20 protein-coding genes are annotated in these 19,866 nt (G+C 71.6%); 6 read left to right on the plus strand and 14 right to left on the minus strand.

What is annotated here, in order from left to right; translation table 11 throughout:
• Window positions 1-2: 2 nt before the first annotated feature.
• The 3 genes from ABZT02_RS19985 to ABZT02_RS19995 form a co-directional block, all read right to left on the minus strand.
• Entirely contained in the window at window positions 3-1,313 is a 1,311-nt protein-coding gene (locus ABZT02_RS19985; protein ID WP_356019279.1) for a cation:proton antiporter, read from the minus strand.
• A gap of 107 nt (window positions 1,314-1,420) precedes the next feature.
• Window positions 1,421-2,278, minus strand: coding sequence for a DUF3626 domain-containing protein (locus ABZT02_RS19990; protein ID WP_356019361.1), 858 nt, complete (start codon window positions 2,276-2,278; stop codon window positions 1,421-1,423).
• Window positions 2,279-2,382: 104 nt separating this feature from the next.
• Complete coding sequence (locus ABZT02_RS19995) at window positions 2,383-3,390, minus strand: zinc-binding dehydrogenase (RefSeq protein WP_356019280.1); 1,008 nt, start codon at window positions 3,388-3,390, stop codon at window positions 2,383-2,385.
• A gap of 149 nt (window positions 3,391-3,539) precedes the next feature.
• Between ABZT02_RS19995 and ABZT02_RS20000 the strand changes: the two genes are divergently transcribed.
• Window positions 3,540-4,127 (plus strand): ABATE domain-containing protein, encoded by a 588-nt coding sequence (locus ABZT02_RS20000; protein ID WP_356019281.1) that lies wholly within the window; start codon window positions 3,540-3,542, stop codon window positions 4,125-4,127.
• On the opposite strand, the gene ABZT02_RS20005 is transcribed toward ABZT02_RS20000, so the two are convergent.
• The gene (locus ABZT02_RS20005; RefSeq protein ID WP_356019282.1) at window positions 4,091-5,401 is read right to left on the minus strand and encodes an erythromycin esterase family protein; all 1,311 of its coding nucleotides are present in this window, start codon (window positions 5,399-5,401) and stop codon (window positions 4,091-4,093) included. The two genes, ABZT02_RS20000 and ABZT02_RS20005, sit on opposite strands and share 37 nt — an antisense overlap.
• Window positions 5,402-5,633: 232 nt before the next feature.
• Between ABZT02_RS20005 and ABZT02_RS20010 the strand changes: the two genes are divergently transcribed.
• From ABZT02_RS20010 to ABZT02_RS20020, 3 genes are all read left to right on the plus strand, one after another.
• Complete coding sequence (locus ABZT02_RS20010) at window positions 5,634-6,911, plus strand: aromatic acid exporter family protein (RefSeq protein WP_356019283.1); 1,278 nt, start codon at window positions 5,634-5,636, stop codon at window positions 6,909-6,911.
• 32 nt (window positions 6,912-6,943) lie between these two features.
• A complete protein-coding gene (locus ABZT02_RS20015) occupies window positions 6,944-7,969 on the plus strand; it encodes a hypothetical protein (protein ID WP_356019284.1) in 1,026 nt (341 codons plus the stop codon).
• A gap of 92 nt (window positions 7,970-8,061) precedes the next feature.
• On the plus strand, window positions 8,062-9,306 hold the full coding sequence (locus ABZT02_RS20020) for a lactonase family protein (RefSeq protein ID WP_356019285.1): 1,245 nt from the start codon (window positions 8,062-8,064) through the stop codon (window positions 9,304-9,306).
• Here ABZT02_RS20020 and ABZT02_RS20025 read toward each other — a convergent pair.
• Together ABZT02_RS20025 and ABZT02_RS20030 are read right to left on the minus strand one after the other, a co-directional pair.
• On the minus strand, window positions 9,274-10,005 hold the full coding sequence (locus tag ABZT02_RS20025; protein ID WP_356019286.1) for a DUF2470 domain-containing protein: 732 nt from the start codon (window positions 10,003-10,005) through the stop codon (window positions 9,274-9,276). The genes ABZT02_RS20020 and ABZT02_RS20025 overlap by 33 nt on opposite strands.
• An 88-nt stretch (window positions 10,006-10,093) precedes the next feature.
• Window positions 10,094-10,702 carry a TetR/AcrR family transcriptional regulator gene (locus tag ABZT02_RS20030; RefSeq protein WP_356019287.1) on the minus strand — a complete coding sequence of 203 codons (609 nt, stop codon included), beginning with the start codon at window positions 10,700-10,702 and terminating at the stop codon, window positions 10,094-10,096.
• A 107-nt stretch (window positions 10,703-10,809) separates the two neighbouring features.
• On the opposite strand from ABZT02_RS20030, the gene ABZT02_RS20035 reads away from it, so the two are divergent.
• Window positions 10,810-12,324, plus strand: coding sequence for a cytochrome P450 (locus tag ABZT02_RS20035; RefSeq protein ID WP_356019288.1), 1,515 nt, complete (start codon window positions 10,810-10,812; stop codon window positions 12,322-12,324).
• On the opposite strand, the gene ABZT02_RS20040 is transcribed toward ABZT02_RS20035, so the two are convergent.
• The gene (locus tag ABZT02_RS20040; RefSeq protein ID WP_356019289.1) at window positions 12,292-13,107 is read right to left on the minus strand and encodes a pentapeptide repeat-containing protein; all 816 of its coding nucleotides are present in this window, start codon (window positions 13,105-13,107) and stop codon (window positions 12,292-12,294) included. The two genes, ABZT02_RS20035 and ABZT02_RS20040, sit on opposite strands and share 33 nt — an antisense overlap.
• Window positions 13,108-13,267: 160 nt before the next feature.
• Here ABZT02_RS20040 and ABZT02_RS20045 point away from each other — a divergent pair, with 160 nt between their 5' ends.
• Window positions 13,268-13,468 carry a DUF5999 family protein gene (locus ABZT02_RS20045; RefSeq protein WP_356019290.1) on the plus strand — a complete coding sequence of 67 codons (201 nt, stop codon included), beginning with the start codon at window positions 13,268-13,270 and terminating at the stop codon, window positions 13,466-13,468.
• A 1-nt stretch (window position 13,469) separates the two neighbouring features.
• Here the strand turns inward: ABZT02_RS20045 and ABZT02_RS20050 are convergent, their stop codons facing one another.
• From ABZT02_RS20050 to rhaS, 7 genes are all read right to left on the minus strand, one after another.
• The gene (locus ABZT02_RS20050; RefSeq protein ID WP_356019291.1) at window positions 13,470-13,679 is read right to left on the minus strand and encodes a hypothetical protein; all 210 of its coding nucleotides are present in this window, start codon (window positions 13,677-13,679) and stop codon (window positions 13,470-13,472) included.
• 71 nt (window positions 13,680-13,750) lie between these two features.
• Window positions 13,751-14,356 (minus strand): FxLYD domain-containing protein, encoded by a 606-nt coding sequence (locus ABZT02_RS20055; RefSeq protein ID WP_356019292.1) that lies wholly within the window; start codon window positions 14,354-14,356, stop codon window positions 13,751-13,753.
• Window positions 14,357-14,463: 107 nt separating this feature from the next.
• Window positions 14,464-15,765, minus strand: coding sequence for an alpha/beta fold hydrolase (locus tag ABZT02_RS20060; protein ID WP_356019293.1), 1,302 nt, complete (start codon window positions 15,763-15,765; stop codon window positions 14,464-14,466).
• 103 nt (window positions 15,766-15,868) lie between these two features.
• Window positions 15,869-16,894, minus strand: a complete 1,026-nt coding sequence (locus ABZT02_RS20065; protein WP_356019294.1) for a LacI family DNA-binding transcriptional regulator — start codon at window positions 16,892-16,894, stop codon at window positions 15,869-15,871.
• Between the two features lie 79 nt (window positions 16,895-16,973).
• The gene (locus ABZT02_RS20070; protein WP_356019295.1) at window positions 16,974-18,398 is read right to left on the minus strand and encodes a BNR repeat-containing protein; all 1,425 of its coding nucleotides are present in this window, start codon (window positions 18,396-18,398) and stop codon (window positions 16,974-16,976) included.
• A 32-nt stretch (window positions 18,399-18,430) separates the two neighbouring features.
• Window positions 18,431-18,751 carry an L-rhamnose mutarotase gene (locus ABZT02_RS20075; RefSeq protein ID WP_356019296.1) on the minus strand — a complete coding sequence of 107 codons (321 nt, stop codon included), beginning with the start codon at window positions 18,749-18,751 and terminating at the stop codon, window positions 18,431-18,433.
• Window positions 18,752-18,776: 25 nt separating this feature from the next.
• The gene (gene rhaS, locus ABZT02_RS20080) at window positions 18,777-19,856 is read right to left on the minus strand and encodes a rhamnose ABC transporter substrate-binding protein (RefSeq protein WP_356019297.1); all 1,080 of its coding nucleotides are present in this window, start codon (window positions 19,854-19,856) and stop codon (window positions 18,777-18,779) included.
• Window positions 19,857-19,866: the final 10 nt, after the last annotated feature.

Raw genomic sequence — 19,866 nt, forward strand, 5'->3', positions numbered from 1 at the left:
CGCTACCCCGGCGCGTCCGGGCCGCCCCGAGGCGTATCGACACCCTCGTCCGGGACATCCGCGTGCTCTTCGAGCCCGGGGTGGCTCGCCAGCGTTCTGGAATACCAGGCACCGTAACGGCCGCCCAGCAGCGGAGCGGTGGCTCCGTGCAGGCAGACACTCAAGGCGACCGTCAACGCCACCGCGCCGCCGAGGACGTGTGTGCCCGGCAGGTGCTCTTCGACGGCCAGCAGGCCGAACACCAGAGAGGCAAGTCCACGGGGGCCGAACCAGCCGATGTAGGCGAGGGTCGCCGGCCGCAGTCCGGTTCCGAAGAGGGCCACGGCGACCGGGAGCATCCGGATCACGGTCAGGCTCAGTACGGCGTATACCAGCATCCGCCAGGTCACGTGCTCCAGCACCGGGCCCAGGATGACCGCGCCGAAGGCCAGGAAGCTCATCGAGGTGAGCAGCAGGCCGAGCCGTTCCGTGAAGGCGGTCGTATCGCCGGACACGCCCGCGCCGGCACCGCGCGCAGGGGAAGCGGACTTTTGCAGGACGTTCCCGAACGCCAGCCCGGCGACCCAGACAGCGATGAATCCGCTGCCCTCGACCTCGACGGCCACGGGGTAGGCGACGACCGGGACGGCCAGCGACGCGAGCTGGCGCCACTCGTGGGCAGCCCATCCACGAGCGGCCGACCAGCGCAGAAGCCGGGCAACGACCCAGCCCACGGCGAAACCGATCGCTGAGCTCAGCAGCAGGGCGCGCAGGAACGTCTCACCGACACCCTCATCGCCATGGCCGCCTCCTGCCGCGGCCAGCGCCAGAACGAAGAACGGCAGCGCCAGACCGTCGTTCAGCCCGGACTCGACGTCCAGGCCATGGCGCACCAACGCGGGCACCCTGCGGTCCGAGATCGCTTGCTGACCCAGCGCCGCGTCCGTGGGACCCAGAATGATCGCGACCAGAGCCAGTTCCCACATGCCAAGGCCCGGCAACAACGGCCATGCCACCAGCCACCCCAACGCCATCGTCAGCGGCAGCCCCACAGCCAGCAGCCGCAACGGCAGAAACCGCTCCCGGCGCAGCTCGCGCCCCCGGATCGCAGACGCGTCGGTGAACAGCACCACCGCCAGGGCGCCCTCCAGCAGAGCCCGGACCGGCTCCAGACTTTCGTCCTCCTGGACGAGCCCCAGGCCGAGGGGGCCGATGGCCAGCCCCGCGGCCACGAACACCAACGGTCCGGACACCACCGTGGTGGAAAGCCGTCGTGACAGCCCTCCGTAGAAGGCGACCGCCGTACCCGCCACCACCAGTGCCCACGGATTCACGGACCACCTCCTGAACGCCTGGGAGGACGAAGCAGATGACGGGTGCCGTCAAATACCAAGGGTCCTAAGGGCGCATAAGCATCAAACAAGCATGAACCGGTCACTCCCTATCCTCCGCCGACCGAGTCGGCAGGAGCGCGAAGGACCCGCGCGCGTCGCCCCGCATGAGTTGTTGCCTCCGGCGCCCCGAAGCGGGCCAGCGTGTGCCAGACCATCTTCAGGTGCTGGATCTCATGGCGGCCCGTCCTGGCCGCGTCGCCGATGACGCGCGGGTCGACCAGGCCGTCCTCGGCGATGCTCGCGCCCAGGTCGGCGTACTCCTGCCCGCGGTAGTCGGCGTGGCGGTGCAGCTCGGCCACGGTGATCCGGTAGCCGGGGTGCCACTCGACCGGGACGGAGAGCAGGTGTGCCGCCGCCTCGACGGGGGTGTTCCGGTAGCTCGCGTCCAGGACAAGGGCCTCCACATCGCGGGCCAGGTCCACGCCGCCGTGCACCTGGGCCTCGATGTAGTCGTCGAGGGCGTCCTGCTCGTCCGCCTCCGCGAGGGCGATCAGGGACATGCCCGCAGCGACCCCGAAGTGGACCGGCTCGGCGGCGCTGTCGGGGTAGCAGAAGGTGGCGCGGGCCAGCGGTTCGCCGGTCAGCCGGAAGTGCGAGGAGCCGAACCGCGGGGCGGCGCCGACCACTTGACGGCGGAAGTTCAGCGCGCCGTACCCGGGCCGCTCGTGCGCGTCCGCGTCGTCGTAGGCGCCGCCGAAGATCCGGCTCTCCCAGCGCCACCGGTCGCCGCCGGGACGGGCGGTCAGCCCGCCGTTGCTCGTGCCGGTGACGAACTGCGAGTGGTAGACGCCGTCCTGGGCCAGCGCCTCGAGGAGGGGCAGGCCGCGTGCCAGGCGGTCCGGATGGAAGTTAAGCGTGACGCGCACGTCCGGTGCGACGGCCGGCCCCTCGGACAGGGCCGCCACATGGTGCAGCGCCGCCCGCACTCGTGCCGACACGACTGGACCCACCGGCGCCTCCTCACCCGCGACTCACTGGATGATCACCTGCCGAGGAAGCCGCGCGCACCTCAATTGCCGATGTCCGGACCGACGGAGAGCACGATCTTGCCGCGGTTGTCACGCCGTTCCAGCCGCTCGTGGGCGGCCCGCGCCTCTTCGAGGGGTACGACGGTCTCGATCGGCACGCGGTAGCCGCCGGCGGCGACCCGCTCGGCCAGTTCGCGCAGGTCGGGGCGCGGGTCGTAGCCGTGGATCTGCAGGTTGGTGAGCTGGAAGCCGAGGATCGTGGCGTTCTTGGGATAGAAGTCGCGGGTGTCGACGGTGCTCGATTCCAGGGCGACGTTGGCCAGGGCGACGACCCGGCCGCCGTGGCCCACTTCCCGCAGGCTGCGCCCGAAGGCCCGGCCGCCGACGGTGTCGAGGACGACGTCGGCGCCACGGCCGTCGGTGAGCCGCAGCACCTCCTCGACCTCGGCGTCGTCGGGGTGGGCCGAGGTGTCGACGGTGACGTCGGCGCCGAACTCCCCCGCCCAGGCGGCCTTCTCGGCCGAACCGGCGAGGGCGATGACCCGGGCCCCGGCCTCGGCGGCGATCTGCACGGCCGCGGTGCCGACCCCGCTCGCCGCCGCCTTCACCACCACGGTGTCGTCCTTGGTCACACGGGCGAGGTGCCGCACGCAGTACCAGGCGCTGAGCCAGGCGATCGGCAGGGCGGCCGCCCGGGTCAGGTCCACGCCGTCGGGGAGCGCGACCAGATGGGTGGCGGGCACCGTGGCCAGCTCGGCATAGAAGCCGGACGACTTGCCGCCGTCCAGACCCATGACCCGCTGTCCCGGCGCGAAGCCGGTCACCCCCTCCCCCACCTCCACGACGACGCCCGCCGCCTCGGCGCCCGGGACGAGCGGAGGCCGTCCGGCGCGGTGGTAGAGGCCGGCGCGGAGCAGGGCGTCCGCGCGGTTCACCCCGGCCGCGACGATCCGCACCAGCACCTCTCCGGGACCCGGCACCGGGTCGGGGACGTCGACCGGGACCAGCACCTCAGGTCCACCGAACCTGTCGATCCGCACCGCACGCATACCGCACCTGCTCTCTGCCCGGCCACCCGAGCGTTTGACACCGGTTGAGGCGGTGTCACCTGTCGTCACCCTCCGACACCGCATCAACCGGTGTCAAGAGGGTTGGGCCCAGCGATCCGACACCCCATGAACCGGTGTACGCTCGACGTATGACCGGCAGCCCCGCCCCCGCCGACCCGGCCCTCGCGTTCCCGTTCATCGGCGGCCGCCCCTGTCTGGACTTCGCGGCCACCCTCGGCAAACGGCACGCCACCCCGCTGGAGCGGCTCCCCGACACCGCCGCGCTCGCGCGCTGGTTCACGGAGGCCGGGCTGACCACCGACGAGGGTCGGGTGCGGGTCACCGCGCGGGATCTGACGCAGGCCCGTCTCCTGCGCGAGGCCCTGTACTCCCTGGTCCGCGCCGCGATGACCGGCCGGGAACCGGACCCGGCCGATGTCGAGCGGGTCAACGCGGCCGCCGCCCAGCCCGACCTCGCACCCCAACTGGGCCCGGCCCGCTGGACGGCGCACAGTCCGGCCCGCGCGGCCCTGGCGACGGTGGCGCGGGACGCCGTACTCCTGGTGCGGGGTCCGCTCCTCACGCGGGTCAAGGAGTGCGAGAACCCGGACTGTTCGCTGCTGTTCCTGGACGACTCGCAGGCCCGCCGCCGCCGTTGGTGCTCGATGGACCGCTGCGGCAACCTCGCGAAGATCGCCGGTTACCGGTCCCGCAGCCGGGCGGCTTCCACCCGGTGAAGGTGGATCAGCACGTCGTGGGTGCGGGCCAGGGCGACGTCGTGGGGGCCGTCGGGGTAGGCGGTGCCGATCCGGTAGGTCGGGCGGCGCTCGCGGAGCCAGGCGCGGGCCGGTGAGCCGACGGTCCGCAGGTCGAGCGCGTAGTCGCGGTACCGCACCCGGTCGAGGACCCGCTCGTTGCTGCCCTCGGCGGCCGGGCCCACCGTCCAGCGCCGCACGGCGGTCTCGTCCTGGTCGGTGGCGTTGAACGAACCCCTGTCGAAGGTCAGGCCGATGTTCAGATACGCCGGGCCCAGGCTGTCCCGCAAGAACGCGCCCTGCATCTTCGGGTAGGCGGGGTCGTAGCTCTCGTAGCCGATATGGGCATCGTGCGCGGACAGCAGGACCTTGGTGCCGGTGTGCCGCTGCCACCAGACCACGTTGGCGGCCATCGCCTCGTCGCGGTAGCGCATGGCCGCGGCGATCTGTCCGGGCTCCTCGAAGTCGAAGGCGTACTGGCGGGCGGTCCGGTCGATCGCCGTCGCGTCCTGGACGGTCCGGTCGTCGGCCCCGGCCCGCCGCACCAGCTCCAGCGCCTCGCCGCTGCGTTCGGCCATCTCCCTGCGTTCGGCGTACGGCCTGCCGAGATAGCCCTCGATGTACGCCCCCGTCGACGCGGTGGGCCGCAGCCCGCGGTACAGCCCGGCCAGGCGCTCGCCGGAGGCGGGGTCGGCGGCGGCCACACGGGCCACGACCGCGTCGTACGTCTCGGGCCCGGTCCAGGCGGTGTCGTCGCCGAGGAAACGGACGGGGTCGCCCGGGTGGCGGACGTTGTACGCCCGCATCCACTCGACGAGCCGAAGGTAGTCGGTGTTGTTCCACCACAGGTAGTCCCGCTGGAACTCCTCGCGCATGATGCGCCGCGGGTCTCCCTTGCCGTGCACGACATAGTCGTCGAGCCGCAGTCCGGTGCTCCAGGGGGCCTCCAGGGCGAAGGTGCGAAAGCCCTTCTCCTCGACGAGGTGGCGGAAGAGGCGGTCCTTGAGGGCGAAGAAGTCGTGGGAGCCGTGGGTGGCCTCGCCGACGCCGACAACCTCGGCGTCGCCGATCAGCCGGTCGAGGGGCCGCAGATCGCGGGTGTCGCCGCCGGGTTCGACGGTCCGCAGGGGGTACGCGGTCCGGTCGAGGGCCTCGACGACGGAGGGGGCCGGTGCCCGGGTGGTCGCCGCGGCCGACGTGGCCGTGCCGAGCGTGATGAGCAGGGTCAGGATGGTCGAGGTCCGTTTCCAGGTCATCGCTCCACGCTTTCGTCCCTGACGGGCCGCGGGCCATCCGGCGGTCCTCCGTCGACGACGGGGGTTTTCCCCAGGGATCGCCCGAGGTGACGCCGGGTGTCGGGTGTCCGCCGTCACCGCCGTCGGTCCTTGCCGTGGACCGGCCGCGCCCCACAATGGGGGGCACGCTTGCGGACAGTCACGGTCCGCAAGGAGTGCACCGACGCTTACGTGGAAGAGGAACACACTGAGGATGCGACATGTACGTGAGTGGACGGCGTCCCTGGTGCGGTTTGTGAAACGGCGCCGGGACCCCGTGGTCGTGCAGACGCTGCGGTCGGCGGGCGCGGCGACGATCGCGTACGTCATCGCGCTGCGGCTCAGCCCCGAAGCGGCCCCACTCACCGCACCGCTGACCGCGCTGCTCGTCGTCCAGGTCACCCTCTACTCCACCCTCACCACCGGCATCCGCCGCGTGAACTCGGTGGTGACCGGCGTCCTCGTCGCCATCGCCTTCAGTCTGCTGGTGGGTCTGACCTGGTGGAGCCTCGCCCTGCTGATCGTGGCGTCGCTGGTGGTCGGACGGCTGGTGCGGGTCGAGGAGTTCGTGCCCGAGGTGGCGATCAGCGCGATGCTGGTGCTCGGGGTGACGACGGTCGGGGACACCGCCTGGGCGCGCGTGGTGGAGACGCTGATCGGCGCGGTCGTCGGCCTCGCCTGCAATCTGCTGCTCGCTCCCCCGGTGTGGGTGGACGAGGCGGGCGAGTCGATCGAGGGGCTGGCCCGCCGGGTGCGCAAGCTGATGCTGCGGATGGGCGAGGAGGCCGCGGGCCGTACGCCCGTGGAGCTGGCGACGGCCCGGCTGTACGAGGCGCGCGAGCTCGACCACGACATCGTCGAGGTGGACGCGGCCCTCAGGCAGGCCGAGGACAGTCTCAAGCTGAATCCCAGGGTGAAGGAGGGCCTGCTGCACCGGGTGGTGCTGCGGACCGGCCTGGACACCCTGGAGATCTGCACGGTCGTGCTGCGGGTCCTCGCGCGCACCCTCACCGACCTCGCGAAGGAACGTGACCCCTTCGCCGACGAGCCGTACCCGGTCGACGAGGGACAGGCTCCCGAGCCGCTGTTCGGGCCGGAGACCGGTCGGGCCGTGGAGCAGTTGCTGTCCGAGATCGGTGACGCCGTGGTCAGCTTCGCGGTGCTGGTCACCACCCACGTCAGTGTGAGCGCCGAGTCCGCGGAGTCCCGGCTCACCGCCGAACTGCGGCAGGCCACGGCGACCCGGGACAAGCTGGCCCAGCTGCTGCTGGAGGAGATCCAGCGGGACGCCCGCCAGTGGCAGCTGCACGGGGCCGTGCTCACCGAGGTCAACCGCATCCTCGACGAGCTGGACACCGAGCACCGCTCGCGCCGCCTGCTGGAGGAACTGGACCGTGCGTCCCGCGAGCAGCGTGAGCGGATGCCGCACCTGACCCGGCTGCAGGAACGGTGGCGCAGGAACCGCCCGGCACTCTCCCGTCGTTCCAGGTGACACAGACCCACCGAACCGGCACTGGGGGATCCATGACCGACACGAGCGTGCGGATCGACGGGAACACACTGCGGCTGCCGGGCGGCGCGGCGGTGCGGTTCGTCCGCACCCTGCGGCTGCCCGAGACGGGCACGCATCCGCTGCCGCCGGGACTGGGCGAGTTCCCGGTGCGCCGCGTCCGCGACTATCCGGACACCGTCCCGGAGCAGTGGCGGGCCCGCGGCGGTGTGATGCTGCCGGTGTATCTGCGGGAGGCGATGTGGTTGAGCTTCGGGGGCACCACCGAGCCCGCCGCCCTCCAGGTCGGGGTGGGCAAGGTGTGCGCGGTCTCCGGGAAGCCCTGGAGCGACCGGCTCGCCCGTGACCCGCAGAACTACGTGGTGCTGCCCCGCCAGCCGTGGCTGGACGGCATCAACTCCGGCACGGGCACGGTCCGCCAGTTCGTCGCGGTGCCGCTCGGGCTGGGCGCGACCGTCGAGGGGCAGGTCACGGGCGAGGAGGTCTGGGGCGGCGTACAGCTGCAGGCCTTTCCGCTGGCCGAGGAGCGGCTGGCCGAGTGGCGGGAGGCGCAGCGGCGGACGCGCGCGGCGAGCGGGCCTTCCATGGCCTTCGGGGCGGCCGCGCCCATGGCGATGGCCGCGCCGGCCGCTCCGGCGGGGGCGCCGCCCCGTAGCGCTCCGTCGATGGGACTCGGCGTCGGCGGTTCCCTGCGCCAGGAGGTCTACCGGGACGAGCGGCCGTTGTCGGACTGGGCGGCCACACCGGCCGGGCGGGTCTTCGTGCACCTGGTGACACCGCCCGAGTGGCGCCGCATCACCGGCGAGGCTCCCCCGCCGTCCCCCGTGGACCGCGCGGCCTACACCCGAGCGGGGCTGCCCTGGTTCGACTACTACGACCAGGATGCGGAGGATCTCGCCCCGACGGACACGCTGGACGGCGTGAAACCGGTCGGCGACTGGCTCGGGGACGATCACGAACCCTGGCAGCAACCCGCATCGCACCAGGTCAAGCCGCTGGGAGACGCGCCGGGCAAGCCGGTCGAGGACGGCGACTGGTAGCGGGCGGCGGTGCCCGGGTTGCAGGGGGCGCGTGATCCGGGTGAAGGTGGCTGTTCACGACGGCGACGATCGATCACCCGGGGTGCGCAGCGATGAGCAGTGCGAACGGCGACTGGAGCAGGCGCCGGTTCGTCGGCGTTCTCACCGGAGCGGCGGCGGGACTCACGGGCTGTTCGTCGGCTCCCGAGGCGTCGTCCGAGGCGTCTCCCGAGGCGTCGTCCGAGTCGGCCCCGCGGGAGGCACCTGACGGCTCCGCCGAGGCTCCCTCGGCCGGTCGTGCGGGCACACCGTCGACCCCGCCCCCGACCGGCCCCCGCCCCCTCTACCTCGGCACCTACACCTCCGTCGAGGACGGCGGCACCGGGATCGGCCTCGCCACCTATGACGCCGGGAGCGGCCGGATCACCGGCACCGGCACGATCACCGGCGTCACCAACCCGTCGTATCTCGCACTGCACCCCGACGGCCGCACGCTGTACGCGGTCGCCGAGCAGGACGCTGGTGCCGTGACCGCCGTACGTCTGTCCGACCGCAAGGTGTTGGGGAGCCGGAGCACCGGCGGGGCAGGGCCGTGTCATCTGTCGGTGCATCCGGGCGGGCGTTGGCTGCTCAGCGCGAACTACGGCTCCGGCAGTGTGGCCGTGCATCCGATCGGCTCCTCGGGAGCGCTCGGCGAGCTCAGAGACTCGGTCACCCACTCCAGTCCGGCGCCGGGGCCCGGCCAGGAGGGGCCGCACGCCCACCAGTTCGTCACCAGTCCCGACGGCGGCCATGTGCTCGCCGTCGACCTGGGCACCGACACCGTCTACAGCTACCGCCTGAACGAACGGAGCGGCGCCCTCACGGAGGTCTCGCGGGCCCACACCCGGGCGGGGGCCGGACCGCGCCATCTCACCTTCCATCCCGGCGGCCGGTACGCCTATCTGGCCAACGAGGTCGACAACACGGTGGCGGTCTGCGCCTACGACCGCAGGACCGGCCGTCTCTCCGTCGGGGCGCCGCAGTCCACGGGGACGGGCTCGGGCACGAACTACCCGGCGCAGTTCCTGGTCACCGCGAACGGCTCGTACGCCTATCTCGCCAACCGGGGCCACAACAGCCTCACGCGCTACGCCGTGGAGGCGGCCGGCGCCCGGCTGAGGCTGCTCGACACCGTGCCGGTGGACGGTGACTTCCCGCGGCAGATCGCCTTCTCGCCGGACGGCGGGCTGCTCTTCGCGGCGAATCAGCGGTCCGGCACCGTCAGCGTGTTCCACGTGAACACGAAGAACGGCGACCTGCGGCTCGCGGGCAAGCCGTTCGCCTCACCCGTCGCCGTCTGTGCGCTGCCGCTGTAGGGCACGCGGGCGGGACGCGGCGCTCGCCTGGGTCAGCAGCACGTGCATGCGCTCCGTCAGCCGCGCCACGTCGTCGGCGGGCGCGTGGAAGGGCAGGCGTACGTCGCCGTGAGCGCGGGCGCGCTCGATGCGCAGGGTCAGTCCGTGCCGGTCCACGGCGAGGGGCTGGACGCGGACCGCGCCATGCAGGCTGTCGGGGTCGACGAGCCGGGTGAGCCGCTCGACCGCGTCGGGGTGGCAGTCGGCGAGGTGGGTGAGCAGCCGCGCCTCGGCCGTGGCGAGCGGATCGGGCGCGGCGGCGGCGAATTCGTCGAGGTCGACGACCACCGAGCCGGACAGCCGCCGCAGCACCACGCGCGTGGCCTTGAACTCCAGCCGCCCCTCCCCCTCCCCGGGGACGAACCAGCCGGCGATCCACAGCCTGGCGCGGATACGGCTGCGCACGGGGACGGGTGCCACGTCGGCGAACTCCAGGACCGCGGACGGCTCGCCGCGGGGCGCGCAGATCGCGGCCGCGACCAGGGTGCTGTCCTCGGGCACGTCCAGCGTCACCCGCCCGTCCTCGGCGACGGTGTGCGCGCCGACGAGTTCCTCGCGGCCGCCCTCGGCGGTCACCGCGCAGGACCACGAGGCGGCGAGCACCGATCGGGCGTGTTCCGCCGCGGAAGGCGCGGCCGCCCACGTTTGGCTGTCACCCATCACTTCCTCCTAAGGTAAGGCTTGCCTAACCTAGCGAAGATCGGCGATGAAGCCAACCAGGGGCACGTGACGGACGTTCAAATTCCGGTCAGGGCTTGAGCACGCCGAGCAGTGCCCGTGCGCACAGGTCGCGCACCTGTTCCCGGGAAAGGTCAAAGCCCCTCAGCCACTCCAGGCAGACGGCCGTGGTGAAGGCCAGCCAGCCGCGGACGGCGAGCTGAAGGTCGGGGCGTTCCTCCGCCCGCGCACCGAACTCCGGATCCGCGGCCAGCGCCGCCAGGATCTGTCGCTCCTGTGCGGCGAGTGCCCGGTGGTAGACGCGGCGCACGGCCTGGTCCCCGGCGGCGTCGGCGCGATGGAAGGCGCGGAAGCCGTGGGCGTGGGCATGGACGTACTCCAGATACGTGTCCAGCCCCGCCGTCAGCTGCTCGCGCACCGGGATGCCGGGCACGGCCGCGGTCATGGCCAGCATCCGCTCGCTCTCGCGTTCGACGACCGCCGCGAAGAAGTCCCGCTTCGTCGGGAAGTAGTGGTAGAGCAGCCCGCGCGAGACGCCGGCGATCTCGGCGACCTGCTCGATCCACACGTCGTCGTACGGACTCTCCGAGAACAGCCTCGCCCCCACCGACAGGAGCTGCTCCCGGCGCTCCTCGGTGCTGAGCCTGCGGCGCGTGCGCTCGCCCTGCTTCCCGGCCATGCCCGCACTTTACTTGACGCCGGTTCAACAACGGGATCAGACTGAGGCGCGTTATTGAACCCACGTACAACGCGCTCAGCTGCCGCTGGACCAAGGGAGATCTCGTCATGGCGGAGACGACGACGGCCACCCGGCCGACGGGATTTCGCAGCGCCGAGCTGGGCTGGCCCGAGCTGCACCGCATTCCGCACCCGCCGCGTCGGCTCCCCCTGCTCGGTGACGTGCTGGGCGTCAACCGGGCCACCCCGCTCCAGGACTCGGTGCGCTTCGCCCGCCACCTGGGGCCGATCTACCGGCGCAAGGCCTTCAACCGGGAGTTCGTGTTCACCTGGGGCGCCGACCTGGTCGCGGACCTGGCGGACGAGTCGCGGTTCGCCAAGCACGTGGGCCTCGGGGTCGCCAATCTGCGGCCGGTCGCCGGCGACGGGCTGTTCACCGCGTACAACCACGAGCCGAACTGGCAGCTGGCGCACGACGTGCTGGCACCGGGCTTCAGCCGGGAGGCGATGGAGGCCTACCACCCGATGATGCTGGCCGTGGCCGGGCGGCTGACGGACCACTGGGACCGCGAGCAGGCGGCGGGCCGGGCGGTGGACGTGCCCGGAGACATGACCAAGCTGACGCTGGAGACCATCGCCCGGACCGGGTTCGGGCACGACTTCGGCTCCTTCGAGCGCGACCGGCCGCATCCCTTCGTGACGGCGATGGTGGGCACCCTGACCTACGCGCAACGCCTCAACTCCGTGCCCTTCCCGGCTCTTCTACGACGTGCCGCGCGGCGCAACGCGGACGACATCGCCCACCTCAACCGCATGGTCGACGACCTGGTCCGGGCCCGGCGCGCGGCGGGCGGGGACGGTGACCTTCTCGACCGGATGCTGGAGACGGCCCACCCGGAGACCGGTGAGCGGCTGTCGCCGGAGAACGTCCGCCGCCAGGTCATCACCTTCCTGGTGGCCGGCCACGAGACCACGTCGGGCGCGCTCTCCTTCGCCCTGCACTATCTCTCCCGCCACCCCGAGGTCGCCGCACGCGCGCGTGCCGAGGTGGACCGCGTCTGGGGCGCCACCGACGTGCCCGGGTACGACCAGGTGGCGAAGTTGCGGTACGTACGCCGGGTGCTGGACGAGTCGCTGCGGCTGTGGCCGACGGCGCCCGCGTTCGCCCGGGAGGCCGTCGAGGACACCGTGCTGGCCGGGCGGTATCCGATGCGCCGCGGGGCCTGGACGCTGGTGCTCACGCCGATGCTGCAGCGCGATCCCGAGGTGTGGGGTGCCGACGCGGAGCGGTTCGATCCGGACCGCTTCGACCCCAAGGCCGTACGGTCGCGTCCCCCGCATGTCTTCAAGCCGTTCGGCACGGGGGCGCGGGCCTGCATCGGGCGCCAGTTCGCGCTCCACGAGGCCACGCTGGTGCTCGGTCTGCTGCTGCGCCGCTACGAGCTGCGGGCCGATCCCGACTACCGGCTCAGCGTGACCGAGCGGCTGACGCTGATGCCGGAAGGGCTGCGGCTGCACCTGGAGCGACGGGCGGGCGCGGGCGCTACGACCGCCTCAGTGACGGATCTCGACGAGGCCGCGCCCTCGACGTCACGCTGTCCAGTGCCCGGGGCGGGTGACTGAGTCCGGCAGCCGGGTGCCGGCGCTGCCCCGGGCCGCGTTCAGCTGGGGCTGAGTGAGGAAGAACGCGCCGGTCAGGTCCGCGTCCGTCAGATCGGCGTCGCGCAGGTCGGCTCCGATCAGGTCGGCGCCGCGCAGGTCGGCGCCGGTGAGGTCGGCCGCTATGAGGTAGGCGCCGCGGAGACTGGCCCCGCGCAGGTCGGCGCCCTTGAGACGGGCGCCCATCAGGTCGGCACCCCGGCGGTTCTTCTTCTTGCCGCCGATCTTCGCCCGCACCAGGTCGCTGGTCCGCAGCAGGAGGACGTTGACCTCCTGCCGGTGCGCGGGGACGTCCAGTGCGGTCAGTTCCTCCGCGGTGCCCCGGGTCAGCGCCTCGGTCCGCTCCAGCATGCGGCGCAGGTCGGCGTGGACCGGTCGGGCAGCGGGCAGGGTGAGTGCCTCGGTGAGATACCAGAGCAGTTCGTGGAGCTGGCGCACGACCGGGAAGACGTCGAACATCCGGCGGGCGTCCTCACGGGGACCGGTGCGCCAGTCCCGGCCGCCGAAGGTGATCTGCGAGACCTTCTGCCCGGCCCCGAAGCAGTCGTAGACCGTGCATCCGGTGAAACCCTCGTCCCGCAGCTTCGCGTGGATGCCGCACCGGTGGTCGTCCCGCAGGTTGGGGCAGGGGGTGCCGGCCGGCTTGTCGCGCGCGAAGTCCGCGGAGGCGGTGAAGGGCAGGGCGACACAGCACAGGCCGAAGCACCGTGCGCAGTCGCCGCTGAGATCGATCAATTGTTCTTGCATCACGGCCAGCCTAACGGCCCCGGGAAGCGGCCGGCCTGGCAGGAACTCACCGATGGTTCTCCGGCGATGTGGGGGTCTCCTCATACAACGGAAAACAAGCTCGGCTACCACAGAGACAGCGGCCGATCGAGGCAGGAGCCGAACGCATCGAGGAGAGGTCATGTGCAGCCACCAGCCCCCGTGCCCCACCGCCGACAACCCGGACCACCGCAGCGCGGCGATCGTCTCGGCCCATCCCGAACAGGGCTGGAGCCTGCTGTGCAACGGCACCATCCTCTTCGACGACACCGGTGAACTCCTGCCGGACGGACGGGTGGTGAGCCCGCACCGCACGCCCGGCGCGCCGGCCGTGGCCGCCTGAGTCAGCGGGCGGTTCCCGGCAGTTCGAGCCGGGCGAGCCGCTCCGGGTCGGCCAGGATGTGCAGGGCGACGATCCTGCCCTCGCAGACGGCGACGCCCGCGACCGCGAGGGGACGGCCCTCGGGCAAGTTGACGATCCCGACCTCGCCGTTGACGAGCGCGAGGCGGGCGCAGTCGGCGAACTGCCGGAACCTCATGGCCTGTTCGGCCACGACCCGCGCACCGCGGACCCTTCTGGAGGCAGGCGCCCCGGAGTCCGCGCGCAGCATATGCACGGCGTGGGTCAATAACGTTGCGCCTTCGCCAGCTCGGGCGTCAGCACCGGCGCGGCGGGCTTGCGGCTGACGGCGACGGGCTGCGCCTTCTCCCCCGGCTTCAGGTCCTCGGCGCCGACGTACCGCGTCTCCACCACCTTGCCCGACGAGTCGAGGAAGTCGACCTGCACGGCGTACGAGGCCGCCTTGTCGGTCTTGTTGGTGATGGTGACGACGACGGCGAGCAGACCACCGGTCCCCGAGCGCGGCTTGCCGGTCATGGTGACCTCGGACCTGGCGTTGCCCTGTCCGTCGACCTTGGCGAGCTCGGTCCGCGCGGCCTGGTTGGCGCGTTCCGTCTCGGCGGAGACGGAGGCCTCGAAGGAGGAGGCGGCCGCCGAGGCGGACGCGGCCCGTTCGGAGGCCTCGGCCCGCACCGACGCCTCGAGGGACGCGAGGGCGGAGGCCGCGTTGCCGGAGAAGGACGCCGTGTCCGGGGCCGTGGGCGTCGCCGAGGAGGTCGACGAGCCCCCGGAGTCGTCGTCGCACGCGACCAGCGTGAGCGTGCTCGCGGCGGCCAGGGCCACGGCGAGGGCGGCGATCCGGGACCGTCCGTGGGGTGACGGTGTGCTCATCGGCTGACGTCCTCTCGACTCCGGCGTCGACACCTGACCGAAATAAACCCTATGCCGGATTGCAAGGTGCGGCATGTCGTCGGTCGTCGGCCTCCGGGTCGCCGTAGTCAGACCTCGTCGCGCGCCAGGGCGAGCAGCCGGTCCAGGACGCGGGGACCGCCCGCGCGGACGCCGTCGTGCTCGAACTCGTCCGTCACCCAGGTACGCAGACCGCGGATCGCGCGGGCGGTCTCCAGGGAGTGGGCCGTGTCGACGTACATGTCGTCGTGGTAGACGGCAGCGGCGACCGGGACCTCGTTGGCGGCCAGGCGGGCCGGGTCGTACAGGGGCTGCCAGTCGGTGCGGGCGGCGAGGAGCTCGGCGGTCTCGCGCAGCGGCCGCAGGGCCGGGTCGCAGTCGAACATCCAGGGGTGGACGGACTCCCCCGTGAACAGCAGCGGCTCGTCGCCGGTGAGGGACTTGGCCGCGTCGAACTGCGGGAACTCGGCGCGCACCCGTTCCGCCGACCAGGCGGTCGGCCGCTCGTCCTGGGCGTAGGCGGCCTCGTGGACGAGGGCGTACAGCGGGTGGGACGCGTACGAGAGGAGGCCCTGGGCCTCTTCCTGGAAGGCGTCGGACAGCTCGGAGCCGCGCGGGGTGCGGACGAAGGCGTGCTCCAGGAGGAAGTGCAGGCGGTGGCTGCCCTCGCTGCCGCCGAGGAGGATGCCGAGCGACTGGAAGGCCTCGACGGTGAGCCGGTAGCCGTTCGGCAGGGTCACCTCGTGGGTGAGGAGGTGGTCGGCGATACGGCGGGCCCGCTCGACGTCCTGCGGGTAGCGGGCGTAGTGCGCGGCGACCTTGCGCTCCACCCGCGGGTAGGCCGCCCGGTAGACGTCGTCGGCGTGGGCGTCGAGGGAGGGCAGGCCGCCGGTGAGGACGGCGGCGGCGAGACCCTCGGGGGCGCGGGACAGATAGGTCGTCGCGCAGAAGCCGCCGAAGCTCTGGCCGAGGACGGTCCAGGGGGCACCGCCGGTGACCTCGGGGCGGATCGCCTCGCAGTCCCGGACGATCGAGTCGGCGCGGAAGCGGGCCAGGTAGTCGGCCTGCTCGGCGGGCCCGCCGCGCAGCGGGAGCGTCTGGCGGTTCGCGGGGCTGGAGTGGCCGGTGCCGCGCTGGTCGAGCAGCAGGACGCGGTACTCCTTCAGGGCCCGGCCGAACCAGGCTCCCTTGCCGACGAACCGGTTCGCCCCGAAGCCGGGGCCGCCCTGGAGGTAGACCAGCCACGGCAGGTTCTGGCCCGCCTTGTCGCTCGCCACGGCCTCGCGTGCGTAGAGCTCGATCGTCTCCCCGGCCGGGTCGTCGTGGTCGAGGGGGACGGTGAAGCGGCGGTCGGTGAGGACGAGGCCGGGCTGGCGGTAGGTCGCGGTCAACAGGGCTCCCGGGACGGACGGATTCTTCAGGGCGCGTCCCAGTTCAGCACATGTTCGTCCGCCGTCCGACCCCTTCGATCATGAAATCTTACTGACTCGCCGGTCAGCGGGCCGCCAGGCTGGAGCGCCGCACGACCAGTTCGGGCTGGAGCACCACCCGGCGGTGCTCGTGCCGCTTGCCGGTGGTCTCCGCCTCCGTCTCCTCCAGGAGCAGTTCGGCGGCCAGCGCGCCCATCGTGACGGCGGGCTGGCGGACCGAGGTGAGCGGGACGGCCGCGGCGGCGGCGAACTCGATGTCGTCGTAGCCGACGATGGCGAGGTCATCGGGGACCGTTATCCCGGCCGCGTACATGGCCTGCAGGACGCCGAGGGCGAGCAGGTCGTTGGCGCAGAACACGGCGGTCGGGCGGTCCGCGAGGCCGAGCAGCCGGGCACCGGCGTCCCGGCCGGCGGCCACGTCGAGCCGTTCGGTGGGCAGCTCGCGCAGGTTGCCGGGGCCCAGACCCGCCTCGGCGAGGGCGCTGAGGGCGCCGGTGCGGCGGTCGCGGACCTGGTTCAGTCCGGGCGGTCCGCTGACGTAGGCGATGGAGCGGTGCCCGGCGTCCACGAGGTGGCGTACGGCGAGCGCGCCGCCTGCGACGTCGTCGACGGAGACCGAGCACTCCGTGGTGCCCTCGGCGACCCGGTCGACGAGGACGAAGGGGATGCCGTGGCGGCGGAAGGAGTCGATGCTGCGCCCCGAGGCGTCGGTCGGGGTGAGCAGGACGCCGCGCACCCGCTGCTCGGCGAAGAGGGACAGGTACTCCGCCTCCTCGCTCGCGCTCTGGGCGCTGTTGCAGACCATCACGCCGAGGCCGTCCTCGCGGGCGGCCCGCTCGGCGCCGCGGGCGACGTCGACGAAGAAGGGGTTGCCCATGTCGAGCACGAGCAGGCCCATGATCCGGCTGCGGCCCGCGCGCAGCTGGCGCGCGGACTCGCTGCGGACGTAGCCGAGCCGGTCTATCGCGGACAGGACGCGCGCCCGGGTCTCGGTGGCGACGGAGTCCGGACGATTGATGACGTTCGAGACCGTGCCGACGGAGACTCCGGCGGCACGGGCGACGTCCTTGATACCCACCGACTGGGCCATCGGGCAGGGACCTCCAGGGAGAGGGGGGCGGCAGGACGACCTTCACATTATCGTCGAACCGCCCCCGCACCGGTCACGATCAGGCGGGCAATGCGAAGTCGACGACATGGAGCGCCGAGGGAGTCGTACCGCTGGACTTCTCCTGGTACATGAACGACAGCACGTTGTCCTGTGCCACCCGCAGCTCGTCGATCACGACCTCGCCGAAGGCGTTGAGGCCGCTGCCGTCGAACAGGATCTTCCAGTCGGTGTACCCGGACGCCTTGGAGGCGGCGGCGATCCGGCCGAACGGGAAGATCGCGTAGGCGTTGTCGTACTTGTCCAGGATCAGCTTGGTGCGCTGGCTGGAGCCGAGCACGACCGGGATCTCGGTCTTCTGCCAGGTGCCCGAGGAGTTCTTGCGGACGTGGAAGGCGCGGCCGTTGGCGGTGCGGTCCGAGACGTAGTTCGTGGTGCACTGGCCGAAGCGGCCGGGGACGTAACTGATGATCGCGTGCGGCAGGCCGGCGGAGTCGGTGGACTGGCTCTCCTGGTTCATCAGGGAGTGGTCCGGGTTCAGCGCGTCGATCACCAGGCCGCTGTCGGTGACGGCGACCTTGTCGGAGCCGCCGGTGGTGCCGACGACGGCTCCGGCGTTGTTGCGCCAGGTGCGGCCGCGGTCGTCGGAGTAGACGTAGCCGGTGTCGTGGTTGGTGATGCCGCCGCTGTTGCACATCACGGCGCCGTTCTGCTCGCGCCAGGTGAAGAAGGAGTGCAGCCGGCCGTTCTTGTCGTAGTCGATGCCGTGCAGGTACATGTTGCGGGCCGTCGAGGAGCCGTGCTCGCTGGTGTAGGTGCCCGTGGAGCTGGACCACTCGCCGAGGTTGGTCCAGCTCGAACCGTCGTACTCCGCGAGGGCGTTGCGGCCGTTGCCCGATATCCCGGCCCGGTAGCTGAGCTGGAGCTTGCCGTCGGGGGTCGAGACGAACTGCGGGTAGGTGAACTGCGACGTGAGGGCGAGGCCGTCCAGGGTGGACTGGGGTGCGCCGAACCGGGCGGAGGTCCAGCTCAGCCCGGACGGGTTGTCCATGAGCCCCGCGACCGACTTGACGTAGGTGAAGCCGTCGCTGTGCGAGTCCATGTTGAGGTGGAGGCGGCCGTCCACCTTGGAGACGCCCATGGAGATGACGTTGTGGGAGTCGCTGGTCTTGAGGGTGTGGCCGACCTGAACCGTGGACCAGGTGCTGCCACCGAGGACGCGGCGGCCGACGACGGCGTTCTTGTCGGCGGTGTACCAGACGGCGTACTGGTAGCCCTTGTAGGTCAGCAGGCCGTTCTTCTGGAACGAGTTGTTGTTGACGAGGCCGTCGTAGGAGACGAAGAAGACGGCCTGGCTGTCGAGGGTGGTGGTGCCGGTCCGGGTGACGGAGGGACCGGGGTCGGCGGCGCGGGCGGTGCCGCCGGTGAGCGCGGAGGTGGACATGGCGGACACGATGGCACCTGCGAGCAGCGTGCGTCTTTTCATGGATGCGGCTCCTGCTGTCCTGATGGGGAGGGTCAGGCGAGGTGGAACACCTCGGTGAGCGGTTTCATCGCCTCGTCGGGGCGGGCTCCGTCGAGGGACTCGAAGAACTCGCCCATCTCGGCCTGCCAGCGGGCGTTGACCTCGGTGGCTTCCATACCGGCCTTGGCGGCCTCGAAGTCCGCGGTCTCCAGGTAGCCGACGAGCAGACCGTCGTCGCGCAGGAAGAGCGAGTAGTTGTGCCAGCCGGTGGCCGAGAGTGCTTGGAGCATCTCCGGCCACACGGCGGCGTGGCGTTCGCGGTACTCGGCGAGTCGGTCCTCACGGACCTTGAGGAGGAAACAGACGCGCTGCATGAAGTACCGCTCCTTCAACGAGAGATCAGAAGTTGAACTGGTCGATGTTCTTGGCGTCGAACACGGTCGGCTTGCCGAGGTTGATCACGCCGTCCTTGCCGATGGTGTACGTGGTGCCGCCGGCCTTGAAGGTCTCGCCCTCCTTGCCGGTGATCTGACCGGAGGACAGGGCGACGGCGGTCTGCGCGGCCAGGGCGCCGAGCTTCGCCGGGTCCCACAGCTCGAACGCCTCGACGGTGCCGTTCTTGACGTACTTGCGCATGTCGTTGGGGGTGCCGAGGCCGGTCAGCTTGACCTTGCCCTTGTACTTGGAGCCGGAGAGGTACTGGGCGGCGGCCTTGATGCCCACGGTGGTCGGGGAGATGATCCCCTTCAGGTTCGGGTACTGCTGGAGCAGGCCCTGGGTCTGCTGGAAGGACTGCTGGGCGTCGTCGTTGCCGTACGCGACCTTGACGAGCTTGATGTTCTTGTACTTCGGGTCGGTCAGCTCGTCCTTCATGAAGTCGATCCAGGTGTTCTGGTTCGTCGCCGTCTGGGCGGCGGACAGGATCGCGATCTCGCCCTTGTAGCCGATCTGCTCGGCGAGCAGCTGCACCTCGGTGCGGCCCAGGTCCTCGGCGGAGGCCTGCGAGACGAAGGCGTTGCGGCACTCCGGCTTGGTGTCGGAGTCGTAGGTGACGACCTTGATGTCGTTCGACATGGCCTGCTTGAGGGCGGTGCACAGGGCGCCCGGGTCCTGCGCGGACACGGCCATCGCGTTCACCTGCTGCTGGGTGAGCGTGTTGACGTAGGAGACCTGCCCGGCGGTGTCGGTGGCGCTGGACGGACCGACCTCCTTGTACTTCGAGCCCAGCTCGGTCAGGGCCGCCTCGCCGCCCTTGTCGGCGGAGGTGAAGTACGGGTTGTTGACCTGCTTGGGCAGGAAGCCGACGGTCAGGCCCTTCTTGGTGGCCGCGTTCGGGTCGGCCTTCGCGGTGGAGGCCGCCGAGGCGCCCTCGTCCTGCACGTCCTTCTTGGTGGTGCCGCCGCACGCGGTGAGCGCGAGGGCGAGGGAGGTGCCGGCGGCCAGGGCCGCGCAGGAACGGCGGAGGGATGACTTACGCATGACGGATTTT

The sequence above is a fragment of the Streptomyces sp. NPDC005402 genome (genome assembly GCF_040606575.1).
In the GTDB taxonomy this organism is placed as follows: Bacteria; Actinomycetota; Actinomycetes; order Streptomycetales; family Streptomycetaceae; genus Streptomyces.